This is a genomic window from Arthrobacter sp. UKPF54-2 (assembly GCF_007858535.1).
Classification (GTDB): Bacteria; Actinomycetota; Actinomycetes; order Actinomycetales; family Micrococcaceae; genus Arthrobacter.
The window spans coordinates 202,937-219,675 of sequence record NZ_CP040174.1; the positions used below are offsets into that span (position 1 = coordinate 202,937).

Genomic DNA, 16,739 nt, shown 5'->3' on the forward strand with positions numbered 1-16,739 from the left:
CTAGGCGGAACCGTCGCGGCCGGCGGGTGCGCCGGCGCGGTCTGCCGCGGGGGCGTCGACCGGGTCGCGGCCCGTACCGGTGTCCCGGCCGGCGTCGCTGTCGGGGCTGGCCGGGTGTTCCGCCTTGGTGGTCCGGCGCTTGAAGCGGCGGCCCGTGAGCGCGGCGGGGTCCACGGCGCCTGTCTCGTCCTCCACGGATTCGGCCGCCGGGGCGGCGGTCCGGGGCGGCAGCCCGCGGCGTTTACGGGTCGGCCAGGTCAGGACCAGGGTAAGGAGCGCGGCGAGCAGGACCAGTGCGCCGATCACGATGCCGGCGTCAACCCAGAACTGGCCGGGGAACAGCCGGATCAGGGTGTCCTGCAGCGAGAACGTCCAGGTGCCGTTGGCGAAGAAGACGCGGTGGAACTCGGTGAAGAACTGCTCCCAGCCCAGCACCGCGAGCACGCCCAGGCCGATGATGATCACCAGGGTGGCGATTGACCCGGCAAACAGGCCGCGGCGGACACCGCCGCTGCTGCGGCGGCGCAGATAGAGGATGGCGACCAGGCTGAACAGCACCAGCAGGGCGCCCGCACCGAACGCGGAGAGGATAACAAGCTTGACGTCCGCCATGTGGCTGACTTCGCCGTCCTTGAACAGCTTGTCGCCGGCGCGGTTGACGAGTTCGCCCAGGTAGCGCGGGCCGGACCAGTTGCTCAGGTAATCCACCGCGTAGGAGCCGTAGGTCATCCGGTCGTCGGTGCTGAAGCCGTAGCCGTCGCCGGGGAAGCCCGGGCGGTTGTACTCCACCCAGAGGAACAGCGGGCTGGTCACGGCGCGCACCGCGAGGACCAGCAGGATCACCGGGAAGCAGACCGCGAGCAGGACCTGCATGACCCGGGGGGCCACCGGCTTGGCGTTGGCGGCCTGTTCGCGTTCGGCGTTGCGGCGCTCCACCTCTTCCCGCGGCGGCCGGACCTGCAGCGCCGAGGTGGGCAGCGACTCGTTGAAGCCCCCGTCCGCGGCCGGGCTCCCGGCGGGTGCGGCCGAGGCGGCGGTACCGGTGCCGGCGGCCGTTCCCGTGCTCTCGGCAGCGGCCCTCCGCTCGGCGCGGCGGCCCTGGCGTTCGCCGGCGGCGTGCGCCGCGGAAGGGTCCCCCGGCTCCGGCGTCGTGCCGGTCTGCCCGGCGTCCGGCGCCGTGTTGCCCCGCCCGGCGTCGGCGGTGCCGGCGGCGCTCGGGCCGGCGGCCGGCTTCATCCAGTCGAAGGCGGGCTCGTCGGCGTCCTCCGCGGGATCCAGGGGCGGATCCTGCCGCTTCGGAGGGGTGGGGCTCTGTTCAGTCACTGCAGCTTCGCTTCCGTAGGCTCTCACGCTGCCGGGCCAAGGGTCCGGCGGCGCCACATATCTGACTTCGAGCCTACCGTCAGGGCCTGAGCAGCGGCGAGGTGCCACCCCGGGGCCAGGCCGATTCAGGCGGCAATTTCGGTGTATCCGGCATCCGCACTGCCGAGGTCGCCGCTGGCTCCGGCCCGGTTTGCCCGTCCGCCGAACCCGAGCACATAGGCCCAGTAGGCCGCGAGCACCGCGGCGCCGATCGCGATTTTGGCCCACACCGGAAGGTCGCTGGGCGTCACAAAACCCTCCACCAGACCCGAGACCAGCAGCACCAGCACCAGGCCGAGGGCCACGGTGATGAGCGAGCGGCCCTCCAGCGCGAGCGCCTGCGAGCGGCGGCGCGGACCCGGCGCCACCACGGACCAGAAGATCCGCAGCCCGGCCGCGCAGGCCACGAACACGGCCGTCAGTTCCATCAGGCCGTGCGGGAGGATGTAGCTGAAGAACACGTCGGTTTTGCCGGTCGCGGCGAAGACGCCGGCCGCGACGCCGACGCCCTGGGCATTGGCGATCAGGATCATCGGGACCCAGAACCCCGTGACGCCCAGGGCCACGGCCTGCGCGGCGATCCAGGCGTTGTTGGTCCAGACCAGCCCGGCGAAGGATGCCGCGGGATTCTCGGAGTAGTAGTCCACAAAGTCGTGGTCCACGTAGCGGCGGACCGCGGCATCCGAGCCCAGGGCGCGGAGGGCCTCCGGCGAGTTGCCGATCCAGAGCGCGTACGCCGCGGCGATCAGGCAGAAGACGAGCCCGCAGCAGAGCGTCAGCCAGCGGATCCGGTACAGGGCGGCGGGCAGCGCGATGACGAAGAACCCGGCGAGGTCGGCCATAAAGTTCGACCGGGCTCCGGTGAACCGGGTGCGGGCCTGGGCGAGGGTCGCCGAGAGCGCTGCCGACAGCCCGCTCTCGGGCGCCACGGAGCGCAGCAGCGAGAGGTCGGCGGAGGCGCCCTGGTAGAGCCGCAGCAGCTCGTCCGCCTCGGCACCGCCGAGCCTGCGCTGGTGCGCCAGCGCATGCAGCCGTGCCCACTTGTCCCCGTTCACCAGGGAGAACGCCTCGATGTCCACGGCACCACCCTAAGCCCCGGGACCCCCATTAGGCCCGCCCGTTGACCCGGATGATTAGACTGTGCCTGACTGGCAGAGGAGCGGGGGCGGGTTGAGTTCCATCATCACAGGCGAGGCCGTTGTGCTCGAGCTGCGCCCGGCGTCGTTCGCCGCGCGGGCGCTGGGGCTGCTGCTGGATGTCCTGGTGCACGCCGCCGCGCTCTGGGGCCTCATCGCGCTGGTGGGCGCCGCCGCGCCGGATCTGGACCGCGCCGCCCTGGGCGCCCTGATCACCGTGGCCGTGGTGTTCTGCTTTGTGGTGCTGCCGGTCGCGGTGGAAACCCTCAGCCGCGGGCTGTCGCTCGGCAAGCTCGCCGCCGGGCTTCGGATCGTGCGCGACGACGGCGGTTCCATCCGCTTCCGGCACGCCCTGATCCGGGGGCTGATCGGGTTCCTCGAAATCTACGCCACCGTGGGCGGCCTGGCGGTCGCCGTCGCCCTCTTCAACGGCAAGTCGAAGCGGCTCGGCGACTTGGTGGCCGGCACCTACGCGCTGCGGCGACGGGTCCCGGCCGAGGCGCCCGTCCTGCACCACGTGCCGTTCCAGCTGCAGCCCTGGGCATCGCTCGCGGACATCGGCCGGATTCCGGACGCCGCGGCCCGCCGCGCCTCGCTGTTCCTGCGCCAGTGCGGGCGGATGGCCCCCGGCTCCAGGGTGGCGATGGCGCAGTCACTCGCCTCGGAATTGGCGGCGCACGTCGCTCCCCCGCCGCCGCCCGGGACTTCTCCGGAGGACTACCTCGCCGCAGTGCTGGGCGAGCGGAGCCGGCGCGAACTGGACCGGCTGCGGCTCAGCCGGGAACGCAGCGCGCGCCTTGGCGCACGGCTGGGCCGGCTGCCCCACGAACGCGGCCGCTGACCCTTCCACTGACCCGGCCGCGGCCGGAGTCCTCAGCGTTTGGCGTACTGCGCCCAGGGGATGTTCCAGTCGCCGAAGCCTTCCAGCGGTTCGACGGCGGGCGCGCCGGTGTTCAGGGTCTGCACCACATCACCGGTCTTCATGTTGTTGAAGAACCAGGCGGCGTCCGCCGGGAGCAGCCCCACGCAGCCGTGCGAGACATTGAATTTGCCCACCGCGCCCCACGCAGATTCGAGGGCCTGGTGGACATACACGCCGGAACTGGTGAGGCGGTTGGCGTACTCCACGGTCAGCGGCGGGTAATAGCCCTTGTCCCCCGGCTTGAGGCCGATGCTGCCGGCGTTGAACTTGGAACTGCGTTCCTGCTCCATGATCACCGCGTACCCGGTGGGTGAGAGCCAGTCCGCGTCGCCCAGCGTGACGGGCGCGGTCTTGACCAGCTGGCCGTCGAAGTAGACGTTCATGGTCTTGCTGAGGTCATCGACCACGGCGAGGCGCCGCTGGCCCACCGTGAAGGTGACCTTGGTGTCGGAGTTGCCGATCATCTTGTTGCCGAAGTCGACGCCGAAGAGCTTCAGGTCCACGGTGACCTGGGTGTTGGCCGCCCAGAACGCCTCCGGCCGGATCCGGACGCGGCGGTCCGAGTACCAGCGCAACGCCACGGCCTGGCCGGACGAGGCCGTGACGGTCACTGCCTTCTCCATCGCGGCCTTGTCCAGCACCGGCTCGCTGAAGACAATCTCGATGGGCTGGCCGGCGCCGACCGTGGTGCCGGCCAATGGATAGACCGCGGCGTCCGCCTCATTGGCCTTCGCGACGGTGGCGAAGGTCTGGCCTTTCTTCGTTTCGCGCCCGGCCTGGTCCACGATGGTGAAGCTGTACCGGTACGTGGTGTCGAAGTCCAGGGGCTGCTCTGCGGTCCAGGTCGAGCCGTCCGCGCTCGTGGTCCCAGGCACAGGCCCGCCGCCGGAGTCCGGCTCCAGCAGCACGTCCTTGACCACCCCGTTGACGGCCTTGACCGAGGGGAGGGAGGCGGGGTTGACGCCCCGGGCGCCGTCGGTGGGCGACACCCCGAGTTCGACCGGCTTCACCACCGGCGCCGCCAGGCCGGCGACGTTGCGCATCGGCGCGGCCGCCTCCGAGGGCAGGGCGCTGTCGGCCCAGACCGGGGCCGTGGCGGCGCCGATCCCGCCGGCGCCGACGGCGAGGCAGACCCCGGCGACGGCCAGCATCTTGCCGGTGCTTGGACGGGCGCTCCGTGCGGCGGCCCTTCCGCCGCGAGTGGTCCGGTCGCTCATTCCCTGGTCCATCGTGTTCTCCCCCAATAACAAATCTTCCGGCAGCCGGACGGCTCAGTTCGCGTACTGGGCCCAGGGGATGTTCCAGTCCCCGTAGCCGTCGTCGTTCGCCGCGTAGTCGCCGTCGGTGTTGACCACCTGGACGACGTCGCCGGCGGTCATGTTGTCGAAAACCCACTGGGCGCCGTCCGGGCCGAGCCCGATGCAGCCGTGCGAGAGGTTGGCCTTGCCGATGAACGGCAGGGCGGAGTCCGTGGCCTGGTGGATGAACTCCCCGCTGGGGGTCAGGCGGGTGGCGAAGTTGACGTCCAGTTCGCCGTAGTAGGCGGGGTCGCCGGGCTTCAGGCCGATCGAGGCGGCGCTCATGTGCTCCACCCGGTACTTCTCCATCAGGACCAGGTAGCCGCGCGCGGACGGGAACCGGGTGTCGCCCATGGTGGCGGGCCACTCGCCCACCTGCTTGTCGTTGATGAAGGCCTTGAACGTGTGGGCGGCGGCGTCCGCGACCGCGGTCTTCTTGTCCCCGATGTGGATGGTGACCTTTTTGTTAAAGTTGCCGATCTGACCCTTGCCGAGGTCGACGCCGAACAGCTTCATATCCATGGTGATGGTGCTGTTGGCGGCCCAGAAGTTTTCCGGGCGGTACCGGACCATGGTGTTGCTGAACCAGTGGAAGTCACCCGCCTGGCCGGCGCTGGAGCTGATCTTGATCGCCTTTTCGACGGCGTCCCGGTTCAGTACGGGCTCGCTGAAGGTGATCTGCAGCGGCTGCGCCACCCCCACCTTCATGCCGTCCAGCGGGTAGATCGCGGCGTCCGCCTCGTTCGCGGTCGAGACCGTGGTGAAGCTGTGCGTGGTGCTGGTGCTGCGCCCGGCGCCGTCCACGACCGAGTACGTGTAGGTGTAGCGGGTGTTGAATTTCAGCGGCCCGGCGGCGGTCCAGGCGGAGCCGTCGGCACTGAGCGTTCCGTCCACGGCGTCGCCGGACGCGCTCGTGAGTGCCGCCCGTTCGATCCGGCCGTTGTCCACCTTCAGGGTCACCGGGGCTGCGGGGTTGACCTGGGTGGCCGCGTCCGCGGGCGCGGCGGTCAGTTGGACCGGGGGCACCACCGGGAAGGCGAGTCCCTGCGTGGACCGCTCCGGGGAGGCCGCCTCGGACGCGAAGGACGGGTGGGCCAGCGGACCGGCCGCGGCGAAGACTCCGCCGGCGGCGGCCAGGGCGCACACCGCGGCCAGCGCAGCGGCTTTCCGGCCGGTGCTCCAGCTTTTGGGGGCGATCACGATACTCGGGTCCTTCCAGACGTTACCCTGAAAGCATAGGTGACTTTCGGCTGCGGGCCGCCGTCGCGCACACCACGATCCGGTCACAAAAAGAGGCCCCGGACGGTGACGTCCGGGGCCCCTGGCCGCACGATGGCGGGTGTGCCTAGTAGCGGTAGTGCTCCGGCTTGTAGGGGCCGGCGGCGTCGAGGTCCAGGTACTCGGCCTGTTCCTTGGTCAGCTCGGTGAGCTCCGCGCCGAGGGCGTCGAGGTGCAGCCGGGCCACCTTCTCGTCGAGGATCTTCGGCAGCACGTAGACCTGGTTTTCGTACTCGCGCTCACCCTCGGGCTGGCCCGCCTTGGTGAAGAGTTCGATCTGCGCGATGGTCTGGTTGGCGAAGGAGTTGCTCATCACGAAGGAGGGGTGGCCGGTGGCGTTGCCGAGGTTCAGCAGCCGGCCCTCGGAGAGCACAATGATGGACTTCTCCGCGTCCGTGCCCTGGTCGAAGACCCACTCATGCACCTGGGGCTTGATCTCGACCTTCTTGATGCCCGGAACCCGGGCCAGCCCGGCCATGTCGATCTCGTTGTCGAAGTGGCCGATGTTGCCCACGATCGCCTTGTCGCGCATCCCGGCCATGTGCTCGGCCATGATGACGTCCTTGTTGCCGGTGGCGGTGATGAAGATGTGGCCCTCGGCCAGGACATTCTCCAGTTTGGCCACCTGGTAGCCGTCCATGGCGGCCTGCAGCGCGCAGATCGGGTCGATTTCGGTGACGATCACCCGCGAGCCCTGGCCGCGGAAGGCCTCCGCGGCGCCCTTGCCGACGTCGCCGTAGCCGCAGACGACGGCAACCTTGCCGCCCATCAGCACGTCGGTGGCCCGGTTGATGCCATCCGGCAGCGAGTGGCGGATGCCGTACTTGTTGTCGAACTTGCTCTTGGTGACGGAGTCGTTGACGTTGATGGCCGGGAACAGCAGCTTGCCCTGCTCGGCGAGCTGGTAGAGGCGGTGCACGCCGGTGGTGGTCTCCTCGGTGACGCCAAGCAGGCGCGAGCCGATCCGGGTCCACTTCTGCGGGTCCTTCTCCAGCGAGGCGCGCAGGACGGACAGGAAGACGCGGCCTTCCTCGGATTCGTCGTCGGCCGCGGCCGGGACGGTGCCCAGGGCTTCGAACTCGGCGCCCTTGTGCACCAGCATGGTGGCGTCGCCGCCGTCGTCGAGGATCATGTTCGGGCCGAGGTCCGGGTTGCCGTCCGCGCCGGGCCAGGTCAGGATCTGCTCGGCCGTCCACCAGTATTCCTCGAGCGTCTCGCCCTTCCAGGCGAAGACGGGGACACCCTGCGGGTCCTCGACGGTTCCGTTGCCCACCACGACGGCGGCGGCGGCCTCGTCCTGGGTGGAGAAGATGTTGCAGGAGGCCCAGCGGACCTCGGCGCCGAGGGCGGTGAGGGTCTCGATCAGCACGGCCGTCTGGACGGTCATGTGCAGGGAGCCGGCGATCCGGGCACCCTTGAGCGGCTGGCTCGCGCCGAATTCCTCCCGCAGGGACATCAGGCCTGGCATCTCATGCTCGGCAAGGCGGATCTGGTGCCGGCCTGCCTCGGCCAGGGAGATGTCGGCAATTTTGTAATCGAAGGTCATGGGGATCCTTTGTGGTAGCCGGAATGGAGCTGAAGGGACTGCAGGTGGTTCGGCGCCGGAGCGCCCGCCGATGGGCCGTGGCGGCAATTACCGTGGTTTCTGACGTCACAGCGGCGGGGCCGGTGCGCGGCGGGCTGTCGCGCGGGCGGGCTACTGCGCGGCGTGGCGGCCGCCGTTGGGCTGGCCGCCGTCGTGCTGGTCGGAGCGGGCCGAAGTGGCGGCGGCGAGCAGTTCCGGCGGCAGCAACAGCGGGATCCCGTCCTCGACCGTGTACCGGAGCGTCTGCCCGTCCGCGCCCGGGCTCGCGGCGACGAGCTCCTCGCCTTCCTGCACCAGGGCCGAGCCCGTGACGGGGCAGCGCAGGACGGACAGCAGTTCGGGGCTGATCAGTGGCGTGGTAAGACCTGGCATGGTGAAGGCTCCCTGGGGGCGACGCAGCAGGCGCCGGTGGCGTACGGAAATTTCAGTTCCCAGCCTACCGCCAGTTCGCGGCTCAGGAGGGTTCGCGCAGGACGCGCAGGTGCCCGCGGCGGGTACCCTCGGCGGCGGCCGGGGCTTCGAGCGCCGGATGCGGGCTCCGCTGCCCGGGGGCGGGCTCCGCCGCTGCGGGTCGGGCCGCGGCGGCCTCGCGGACGGCGTGCGCCAGGGCCAGCAGGTCATCGGGTCCGGGGCCGGCGGGGGTGGCGGGCATCGCTAGCCGCAGGACTTCCCAGCCGCGCGGCACGGTCAGCGAGGAGGCGTGCTGCTCGCAGAGGTCATAGCAGTGGGGTTCGGCGTAGGTGGCCAGCGGGCCGAGGACGGCCGTGGAGTCGGCGTAGACGTACGTCAAAGTCGCCACCGCCGAATTGCGGCAGGCGGATCTTGAACACTGACGAATTGCACCCACGACATCACAGACTACTCCCCCCGGCCCCCGGCACCGCGCATTGAAACGCCCCGTGCGGCCCGCCGCCCACCGTCTCGCAGAAATCAGGCGCCGGGTTTAGAGTCAAGATATGCAGTCATCGCACCATGTTCCCGGCTTTACGGTCCGGTTGGCTGACCCCGCCGCCGGCGGCACCGCCACGGCCAAGGGCTTCCGGCAACGCCGCCGGAACCGGCATGGCCGAGGCCTCCGCGGCGAGTTGATGCTCCCCACCCTGCCCGGCTACCGGACCCGTTCGGACCGTTTCGATGACTTTGTCCTGGATTCGGCCCAGCGCCTGCATGACATCTGGGGCAAACCACTGGACGGTGTCCGCTTCGCCGTCGAGGAAATCCCGCCCGGCCTCGAACAGCTCGTGGCCGACGGCACGCCCGCGCCGATGGGCAGCTACGCCCCGGCGACGGCGGAGGACGGCCCCGTGATCACGCTGTACCGGAGGGTCGTGGAGCAGGCCTGCGGCAGCCGCGAAGAACTCCAGGACCTTGTGCACGACGTCGTGGTGGAGCGCACGGCGGAGATGCTCGGCGTCCCGCCGGAGTCGCTGGACCCGGTCTACCGCCGGCGGTACTAGCGCCACCGTCCCTAGGCCGTTAACCCGGCCGAACTCCGGCCGAACGTGCTAGTAGCCGAGGATGACGGGAACCTGCTCCTGCCCCGCCGCACCGGGCGCCACCGGAACGCTCGAAACGTCGGCCTTGTTGTCCTCTTCGAGCAGGACGGACCCGTAGGCCGCGCCGCCCGCCGCCGACACGAGGTAACCCACCAGCGGTGAGCCCTCAATATCGGCGGGGACCTTGACGGACGTGGTGGTTCCGCCGGCGATGTCGGCGGTGGCCGCGGCACGGACCTTGCCGTCCGCAGTGACCGGGGTGTAGGAGATGGTGGCGCGGCCTTCCGGCGCGCCGAACACCAGGAACCGGGCGCCGGTGGCGGGCACCGGGACCACGTGCTGGCTTCCGAGCCGGGCCGAGGCGGGAGCCCAGGCGAAGTCCGCGGCCTCCTCAGCCTTGAGCCCGCGGGTGACGCGGGCGGCGGCGGCAAAGGACACATCGGAACTGGCCGCGAGCGTGTAGTGGCCGGCCGGAACCCCCGCGAGCGAAACCTCGGTGACGGCGCCCGCCTTGGCGGTCACCACGCCGCCGCCGGGGAGCGGCTTCTGGCCGTCGCGGCCGAACAGTTTCACTTCCACCACGGCGTCCGCGGCGCCCGGGACGGTGATCTGCAGGGCCGGCTTGGCGTCGGCGAAGCCCGGTTTGTCGGCCAGCGCGGCCAGCGCTGCAGGGTCCTGCAGGTCAAGGCCCGCGATGGCCTGCCGGGTGGCGGGCGCCGTGCCGGGCGAGATGAAGTCCACGCCCCCGGCGGTCAGGCCGCGGAGCACACTCTGCGCGATGACGGCGGCGACCGGTCCGCCCGTGCTGCGCACCCGCACGCTGAGCTGCTCTTGCCCCGGGGCCAGGCCGGCGAGGATCACAGAGCGCGTGCTGCCCGGTGCCACCAGCAGCCCGCGGCTGCCGGACGCCTGGATGGGCCCCTTGGCGCCGTACAGATCCAGGCTGACGGTGGCCGGGGTGCCGGAGGCGTTGCTGAGGTTGAGCACCGCGGTCCGGCCGACGGCGGTGTTCGCCCCGACCAGCCAGAGGTCGTTGGCCGGACGCTGGCAGGCGGCGGCTGCGGTGCCGCGCAGGTCGCCGTCGGCGGCGGTGTAGCTCATCACGGCCCCGGCGGACGGCTGCTGGTTTCCCTGCGCATCGGCGCTGAGCACGCTGACGGCGTCCACGGGGTGCTGCGGCACCACACCGGCCCGCAGCGCTGGGGCGGCCGGCGCGGGGCTGGGCGCCGCGGACGCGGCAGCGGGCTTGGCCAGTTCCACCAGCGGGCTGCCGGTGAGCGCTGCGAGGCGGCTTCCGGGGAGGACGCCGGCGCTGGAGCTGAGCACCACGGCGTTGACCGCGCTCTTGGCGGTGGCCGATTCCGGGCTGAACTGGGGGTCGGTGCCTACGGGTGTGCCCTCCAGCAGCCGGGCCGGTCCCGGGCAGATGCCCACGCTGTTTCCAGCGGGCACCGCGGTCAGGGGCGCCTCGAGGGCCCTGCTTCCGGGGCCCTGCGGGGACAGTGCCGACGCCGCGACGAGGCCGCCGCCGGCCGCGGCCAGCAGCGCGGCGGCGAGGATGCCGCCCACGGCGCCCGAGAGGCCCTTCAGCCGGGCCAAGGCCGGAACCGGGGCGGCGGCCCGGCGCATGTCGCCGCCGCGTCCGTTCCTGTCCCGTTTGCCGTGCTCCGTCGCGGCCTGCTCCGCCGGGGTTTGCTGCGCCGGTTCGGCGGGTGTCTCCGGGGGCGTTTCGGGCCGGTTCCCGTTCACGTTCTTTATCTCGTCATGCATGCTGGTGTTCCTTACGCAGCGAGCCTTCGTCCCTGGAGAGCCCGGTGTTCGGGCGGCGGGCGGGCATCGGGATGGCGAGCAGGACGGTCAGTCCGATCACGAGGGCCTGGCCGATTCCGGTCCACAGCGCCCACGGGTTCTCGTAGCGGATGCTGAGCTTGCCGCCCTGGGCCGGCAGGGTGAACGCCTGGGCCCAGTCCGAGGTGGTGGCGGTCAGGCGCCGGCCGTCCACCCAGGCGCTCCAGCCAGGATCGGAACGTTCGGCGAGGACCACCAGGCGGCCTTGCGGCCCGGCGGGCACGGCCGCCTCCGCCGTGACAGCCTCCGACGGCAGCAGCCCGGCGGTTGCTCCGGCGCCGTCGACGATCCGGACGCGGTGCGCGACGTCGGCGGCGTTGATCACCGGCTGGTTCAGCGGGCTGATCCGCCACAGCCAGCCGGCGTCGGTCTGGCCCACGGCCACGAGGCCGGGGACGGCGTCCATCCGGCTGGCCGTCAGCTGCGCCGCGCTGTCGGCGGCCTCCAGCACCACGAACCCGACGCCGAGCTGCTCCAGCTGCGCGCGGGGGTCAACCCCCTGGCCGGCGACGATGGTGGCGACCACCCGGCGCAGCATCGCGGCCACGGCGTCGTCGTCGCGCACCGTTTCCTCCCCGGGGGCTCCGATGACGGTGCGGGCGGAGGCGACGGCCGAGAGGCCGTCCAGCCGGGTGCCGGCCCCGCGCATCAGCGCTGCGGCAAAAGCCCCGTTTTCCTTGGCGGTGATGACCAGGGTCCGGGCCTGTTCCGGGCCCTCGGCCCGGTCGATGGCCGTCGCCGGCAGCGTGCGGGTCTTGCCGGCCTGGACCAGCCGGCGGGTGCCCAGCTCCCCCGCGGCGGGGCCGGCCGTGCCGGTGGCGGCGGTTTCCACTCCAGGGTCCGGGGCGCCGGTGACTGACGCAGGCGCGGGTACGGCGGCCGGGACGGTCTGGAGCACGTTGTGCGCGGCCCACGCGGTGAGCCCGGCCAGCGGGCCGGCGAGCAGCAGCACCACAGCTGTGACGGCGGTGCCGCGGACCAGGATCTTGCGGTACAGGACGTTGCGGCCGGGCGCGAGGGCCGCCGTGGCGTCGGCGGCGTCGAGCAGGGCCTCGGCGCCGAGCAGTGCGGCTCCAAGCAAGGTGAAGGCGGCGGCGGAGACGGCCGGGCCGGTGAACGGGGTGACGAGGACCTCGGCGCTGGCGCCGGTCGCAACGTGACCGGCCAGCCAGCCCCCTGCCAGCATCAGCAGGCCGGCGGCCCAGAGGCAGCGGGCCAGCCGGGGCCGCCGGCCGGCTCCGTGCCGGCCGGGAAGGAAGAGGGCCGCCAGGGCCAGCAGCAGCACGGGCAGGCCGAGCAGCAGGGCCAGCAGCAGCGCCCACGGTACGGCCCCCGGTCCGAAGGCCGCCAGGCCGGCGAGGCCGGCGCCGGCGTCGAAGCGCAGCGGCTGGCCGAGCGCCTGCTGCCAGAGCGGAGCGGCGTCGAAGCCCAGCGGCAGGCCCGGATCGGCCAGCAGGGCGCGGGGCCGGTCCGGGACGGAGAGGGTGAAGGGAACGAACAGGGAGAGGCTGGGCAGCAGCGACCACCAGACGGTGCGGCCGCGCCGTCCCAGCAGCACACCGCAGAGTGCAACGCCGGCGACGGCGGGCAGCAGCAGCGACGGCGCTGCCGCGGTGACAACAGCCAGCGCCAGTCCGGCGGCGGCCGCGGCGGTCCAGGACGGGGTGCCGTTGATGCCGGGTTTGGCCGGAGGTTTCTCGGTGAAGCGCCGCTCCCCCGGACCCGGGACGGCAAAACGTCCGCGGCCGGGCACCGAGCCCGTGGCGCGCAGCAGCGCCAGGACCAGCAGCGGCATCATCACGTGTGCAACGAGCGCGCCGAGGCGGCCCTGGTTGAGGGCCACCTGCAGGGCCGGCGCGCCCGCCCACAGCAGCGCGGCCGCAAGCCGGAGCCGGCGTCGCTGCGTCAGGGCCCCGGCGGCAAACCAGGCACCCAGGGCGGACAGCGGCATCGCCAGGACCAGCAGCCACACCACGGCGCCGTTGGCGTTGCCGGCCGCCAGGACGCCGAGCAGCCAGAGCACGTAGCCAAAGGGGTCGCCGTGGCCCGGGAGCCCGGCCCCAAGCGCGATCCACCAGCCCGAGGCGTGGTCCCAGATCTCGCCCAGGCGGGCTGAGACCGGCATCAGCGCCCCGCCGGTGGCGGCGTCGGCGCGGAAGAGGTTCAGCAGGCCGATGAGGGAGGCCGCGGCGGTGACCAGCAGGGCCAGCAGCGCCCCGTTGCCCACCCAGGCGCGCCCGGTGGTGCTGAGCGCGGCGAAATCGTCGGCGGCGTCCCCGCTGGGCTGGTCCGCCAGCGGGTCATGCCCGGCGGTAGGTTCGGAATCGTCGGAGCCGATGGCCTCGATCAGGGAGCGCCGGTGGGCCCAGACCTCGCGGCGGGGCGTCTGCAGGCCCTTGATCACGGAGCGCCGGATGCGCCGGGTGCGGGCAGCGTTGCGGCGGCCGCGGAGCACGGCGGCGGGCCGGCCCAGCGCGCCGAGCGTGGCCAGCAGCTGGGAGAACCCGTGCCCGGGGTCCTTGACGGCGATGCTGAGGACAAGTTTGAAGAGGCTGCCCAGGAGGGCGCCGACGGCGTGCAGCGGAACCTTCCACGCCGGGGCGTGCTTGAGCCGCAGGTGGACCTGGGCCTTGCGGGCCGCCGTCGCGGTCCCGAGGGCGTGCGGCCGGTGCGCGACGTGGAACATCCGTGCGCTCGGGACCACCACCACGCGGTGGCCGGCGAGCCGGTTGCGCCAGCAGAAGTCGACGTCGTCACCGCTGCCGGGCAGGGCCGGGTCGAAGCCCCGGAGCTCCTCCCAGACGTCACGGCGGACCAGCATGCCGGCGGAGTTCACGGCGAAGGTGTCGCTGCGGCCGTCGTACTGGCCCTGGTCGAGTTCATCCGCCTCGATCAGGGTCAGGCGCTCGGCCCACCGGCTGGTGGAAAGCCCGACGTCGATCAGCCGGCGCCCGGCGTGCCAGTCGAGCTGCTTGCAGCCCGCCACGGTGACCGAGGGTGCGCGCTCGACGGCGTGCAGCAGTTCGGCGAGTGCCTCGGGGGCCGGTGCGGCGTCGTCGTGCAGCAGCCAGATCCATTCGGCGGCCGGGTCGCCGGAACCGCCGCGACGGGGCGCGAGGTCCTTGAGGGCGGCCTGCACCGCTCCGCCCATGCCTGTCCTGGTCTGCTCGAAAACGGTGACGTTGGACGTGCCGAGCGCCTGGCCCAGCAACGCCGCCGAATGGTCGCGGGATCCGGTGTCAACCCCGATGACTGAGTCCGCGGGCCGCGTTTGCGCCGCCAAAGCCGCCAGGGTCCTGGGGAGATAGTCACCGCCGTTGTGGGCTACCACAACGGCGGTGACGTGTACTTCCTGAAGAATTAGACTGCCCGCTTCCTAAGCCGGCGGCGTTCCCGCTCGGAGAGGCCGCCCCAGATACCGAAGCGCTCGTCGTTGGACAAGGCGTACTCCAGGCACTGCGAGCGGACGTTGCAGGCGCCGCACACCTTTTTGGCGTCGCGGGTGGAGCCGCCCTTTTCCGGGAAGAAGGCCTCCGGGTCGGTCTGTGCGCACAGCGCGTCTGTCTGCCATCCCAGTTCGCCTTCATCGTCGAAGTCCTGCCGGGGCGGCAACCCGATCCACACCGGCTGCACGGCGGTTCCGGAGTGCAGGGTCTGCAGCTCCATGGGAGGGTCAAGCGGGTCGTTGTGCTCCGGGCTGTCCGCCAGAAGCGCTTCGTGGGCTGCGAGGAAGGCCGTGGCCTGGTCCTGCAGGGAATCCTGGGTTTGTTCGTTGTACCGCTCCGCGGCGACCGGATCGGCCGGGTCGACATACCAGTCGCTCGGCACCCCGCGTGAACGGTATTTTGCCGTCGCCTGGCCGGCGACGACTTCATCTTCATGGATACGCTCTGCAAGCCCCATTGGCGTTCCCTCTCTGATTTTGCAGCCCCTGCCTGACCCTCGGACACTCGGTTGTGTGCCGGCTGTTGCGCAGTGGCTTTCGATACCTAATTACACGTGTGTAAGTATCCGGGAGTCAAGCCGCAGCGGAGATAATAATCAACTTTTGTCGGATTGCCGGGGCACGCCACGCCCGGGATTTTTCAGCCCTCTTTGTCGGCCCGGGCCCGGAATTGACAGCATACTGAGCAGTTTCAGGCGCGTTTCCGGCCATCGGGCCGGGAATTTCCTGCATTTTCGGCGGTTCCGCACCGTGGCCCTCCACCGCGCCGCGGCCCTTGCCCCCGCGCCGCCCGGGCCGCCCGTGACGGAGATCACGCCAGCGGCCGCCATGGCAAGATAAACGCATGAGCATCCCGGCAATCGACCTGATGACAGCCCTGCGTTCGGGCCAGTCCACCTCCCCCCGGCTGACCTGGTACGGCCCCGACGCCGAACGGGTGGAACTCTCCGGCCGGGTGCTGGACAACTGGGTCGCCAAGACCAGCAACCTCTTCCAGGACGAACTCGACGCCGAACCCGGGACGCGGCTCCGGCTGGACCTGCCGGCGCACTGGAAATCCGTGGTGCTCGCCCTGGCCGCCTGGCAGCTGGGCATGGAGGTGGTGTTCGACGCCGCCGACGCCGAGCTGGTCGCCACCGCGGCCCCCGGTCCCGCTGCCGCCGGCGGCAGCTTCGAAACGGTGATGGCGGTGGCGCTGCCTGCCCTGGCGATGCGGTGGCCGGGCAGCCTGCCCTCCGGCGTCGTCGACTATGCCGCCGAGATCCGCTCGCACGGCGACTTCTTTATGCCGCACGTGGACCCGGAACCGGAGCGCCCGGCCGTGCGTGACGCCGCCGGAACCGTGCACACCCACGGGGCACTGCTGGCCGGTTTCGCCGCGGCGGGCGACGCGGGCGCGGCGGGCGGCGCCCCGAAGGAGGGGCCCCGCCTGCTGGTCCGGGCGGACGACGGCCTCGAACCGGTCCTGGCCCAGGCCCTCGGCGCGTGGGCGGCCGACGGCTCCGTGGTGCTGGTCCACCCGGAGGTCGCGGTGACGGAGCGGCTGCTGGGCGACGAGCGCGTGAGCCGGAGCTGACCCGGCCGGCTTAGCGGCGTTCGGGGTTGGCGCCGGGAGCGTCGGGGTCCTGCGCCGGCCCGGGAACCTTGACCGGCGTGTGGCCGTGCGGGTGCCGTTCGATGATCTCGTGGTCGTGCGAGAACTCCGGCTCGTCGTCGAGTTCCTTGTTGAAGACGAGGAAGCGGTAGGCGAAGAAGCGCACGACGGTGGCAACGAGGATGCCGACCACACCGGCGAAGAACAGCATGTTCTTGTCCGTGATGCCCATGCCGTACTTGGCGAGGGCGGTAAGGCCGGTGGAGATGCCGATGCCGATGCCGTTAATCAGCACGAACATCGCGAACTCGCGCAGCACGTTTTCCTGCCGGCGGTGGCGGAACGTCCAGAAGCGGTTCGCGATCCAGGAGAAGATCGTCGCGACGGTCGCGCCGACGAAGCGGGCCTTGGCCTCGCTGTCGGACATGGCGCCGTGCATCAGGTAGTACGTCAGGCCGTTGTCGATGACGAAGGCGACACCGCCGACGGCGCCGAACTTCGCCACTTCGCGCCAGAAGAGCGATGCGAGCCCGCGCACACGATCTGCAAGTGTGTTAATCATGACCCTCCGTGGCCCTCGTGAAACAGTCAGCCATCCGGCCAACGGCCCATTTTAGCGCCGTTTCCCGGGTGCGCGCCCCCGCCCGGCGCTAATCCGCGGTCCGTGCCCCGGCAATCCCGGCCGAAAAAGGGGCGGATTCGGGCGCCCTGGCGCGCGGGGGCCGGTTCCGCGCAGGTTTTCGGTAGGCTGGGAGATGTGACTTTTCCTGTAATC

The 16,739-nt window shown here is 71.5% G+C and carries 14 protein-coding genes; 3 read left to right on the top strand and 11 right to left on the bottom strand.

All coding sequences use genetic code 11. The features are described 5' to 3' along the window. Both E7Y32_RS00840 and E7Y32_RS00845 read right to left on the bottom strand, forming a co-directional pair. Positions 1-1,323, bottom strand: a complete 1,323-nt coding sequence (locus E7Y32_RS00840) for a TIGR01906 family membrane protein (RefSeq protein WP_261382495.1) — start codon at positions 1,321-1,323, stop codon at positions 1-3. A gap of 125 nt (positions 1,324-1,448) precedes the next feature. After that, on the bottom strand, positions 1,449-2,441 hold the full coding sequence (locus E7Y32_RS00845) for a stage II sporulation protein M (RefSeq protein ID WP_186467016.1): 993 nt from the start codon (positions 2,439-2,441) through the stop codon (positions 1,449-1,451). 91 nt (positions 2,442-2,532) lie between these two features. Here E7Y32_RS00845 and E7Y32_RS00850 point away from each other — a divergent pair, with 91 nt between their 5' ends. Continuing rightward, a complete protein-coding gene (locus E7Y32_RS00850; protein WP_146335391.1) occupies positions 2,533-3,339 on the top strand; it encodes an RDD family protein in 807 nt (268 codons plus the stop codon). A gap of 32 nt (positions 3,340-3,371) precedes the next feature. Here E7Y32_RS00850 and E7Y32_RS00855 read toward each other — a convergent pair whose 3' ends face one another. From E7Y32_RS00855 to E7Y32_RS00875, 5 genes are all read right to left on the bottom strand, one after another. Beyond that, on the bottom strand, positions 3,372-4,637 hold the full coding sequence (locus E7Y32_RS00855; RefSeq protein ID WP_146335392.1) for an Ig-like domain-containing protein: 1,266 nt from the start codon (positions 4,635-4,637) through the stop codon (positions 3,372-3,374). A gap of 54 nt (positions 4,638-4,691) precedes the next feature. After that, complete coding sequence (locus tag E7Y32_RS00860; protein WP_146338087.1) at positions 4,692-5,915, bottom strand: Ig-like domain-containing protein; 1,224 nt, start codon at positions 5,913-5,915, stop codon at positions 4,692-4,694. Positions 5,916-6,063: 148 nt separating this feature from the next. Next, a complete protein-coding gene (gene ahcY / locus E7Y32_RS00865) occupies positions 6,064-7,542 on the bottom strand; it encodes an adenosylhomocysteinase (RefSeq protein WP_146335393.1) in 1,479 nt (492 codons plus the stop codon). 150 nt (positions 7,543-7,692) lie between these two features. Beyond that, positions 7,693-7,953, bottom strand: a complete 261-nt coding sequence (locus tag E7Y32_RS00870) for a hypothetical protein (RefSeq protein WP_146335394.1) — start codon at positions 7,951-7,953, stop codon at positions 7,693-7,695. Positions 7,954-8,035: 82 nt separating this feature from the next. Further along, positions 8,036-8,428 carry a DUF3499 domain-containing protein gene (locus tag E7Y32_RS00875; RefSeq protein ID WP_146335395.1) on the bottom strand — a complete coding sequence of 131 codons (393 nt, stop codon included), beginning with the start codon at positions 8,426-8,428 and terminating at the stop codon, positions 8,036-8,038. 109 nt (positions 8,429-8,537) lie between these two features. On the opposite strand from E7Y32_RS00875, the gene E7Y32_RS00880 reads away from it, so the two are divergent. Then, positions 8,538-9,038 carry a metallopeptidase family protein gene (locus E7Y32_RS00880; protein ID WP_146335396.1) on the top strand — a complete coding sequence of 167 codons (501 nt, stop codon included), beginning with the start codon at positions 8,538-8,540 and terminating at the stop codon, positions 9,036-9,038. Between the two features lie 48 nt (positions 9,039-9,086). Here the strand turns inward: E7Y32_RS00880 and E7Y32_RS00885 are convergent, their stop codons facing one another. The 3 genes from E7Y32_RS00885 to E7Y32_RS16355 are packed head-to-tail and all read right to left on the bottom strand — an operon-like array spanning position 9,087 to position 14,828. Continuing rightward, entirely contained in the window at positions 9,087-10,847 is a 1,761-nt protein-coding gene (locus tag E7Y32_RS00885; RefSeq protein WP_395940433.1) for a DUF5719 family protein, read from the bottom strand. After that, positions 10,840-14,256: a glycosyltransferase family 2 protein gene (locus E7Y32_RS00890; protein WP_146335397.1), complete on the bottom strand. Its 3,417-nt coding sequence runs from the start codon at positions 14,254-14,256 to the stop codon at positions 10,840-10,842. Before E7Y32_RS00890 ends, E7Y32_RS00885 begins: the two co-directional genes overlap by 8 nt. Before the next feature lie 29 nt (positions 14,257-14,285). After that, a complete protein-coding gene (locus E7Y32_RS16355; protein ID WP_146335398.1) occupies positions 14,286-14,828 on the bottom strand; it encodes a WhiB family transcriptional regulator in 543 nt (180 codons plus the stop codon). Positions 14,829-15,214: 386 nt separating this feature from the next. On the opposite strand from E7Y32_RS16355, the gene E7Y32_RS00900 reads away from it, so the two are divergent. Next, on the top strand, positions 15,215-15,946 hold the full coding sequence (locus E7Y32_RS00900; RefSeq protein WP_146335399.1) for a TIGR03089 family protein: 732 nt from the start codon (positions 15,215-15,217) through the stop codon (positions 15,944-15,946). Positions 15,947-15,956: 10 nt separating this feature from the next. Here E7Y32_RS00900 and E7Y32_RS00905 read toward each other — a convergent pair whose 3' ends face one another. Beyond that, complete coding sequence (locus E7Y32_RS00905; RefSeq protein ID WP_146335400.1) at positions 15,957-16,526, bottom strand: GtrA family protein; 570 nt, start codon at positions 16,524-16,526, stop codon at positions 15,957-15,959. Positions 16,527-16,739: the final 213 nt, after the last annotated feature.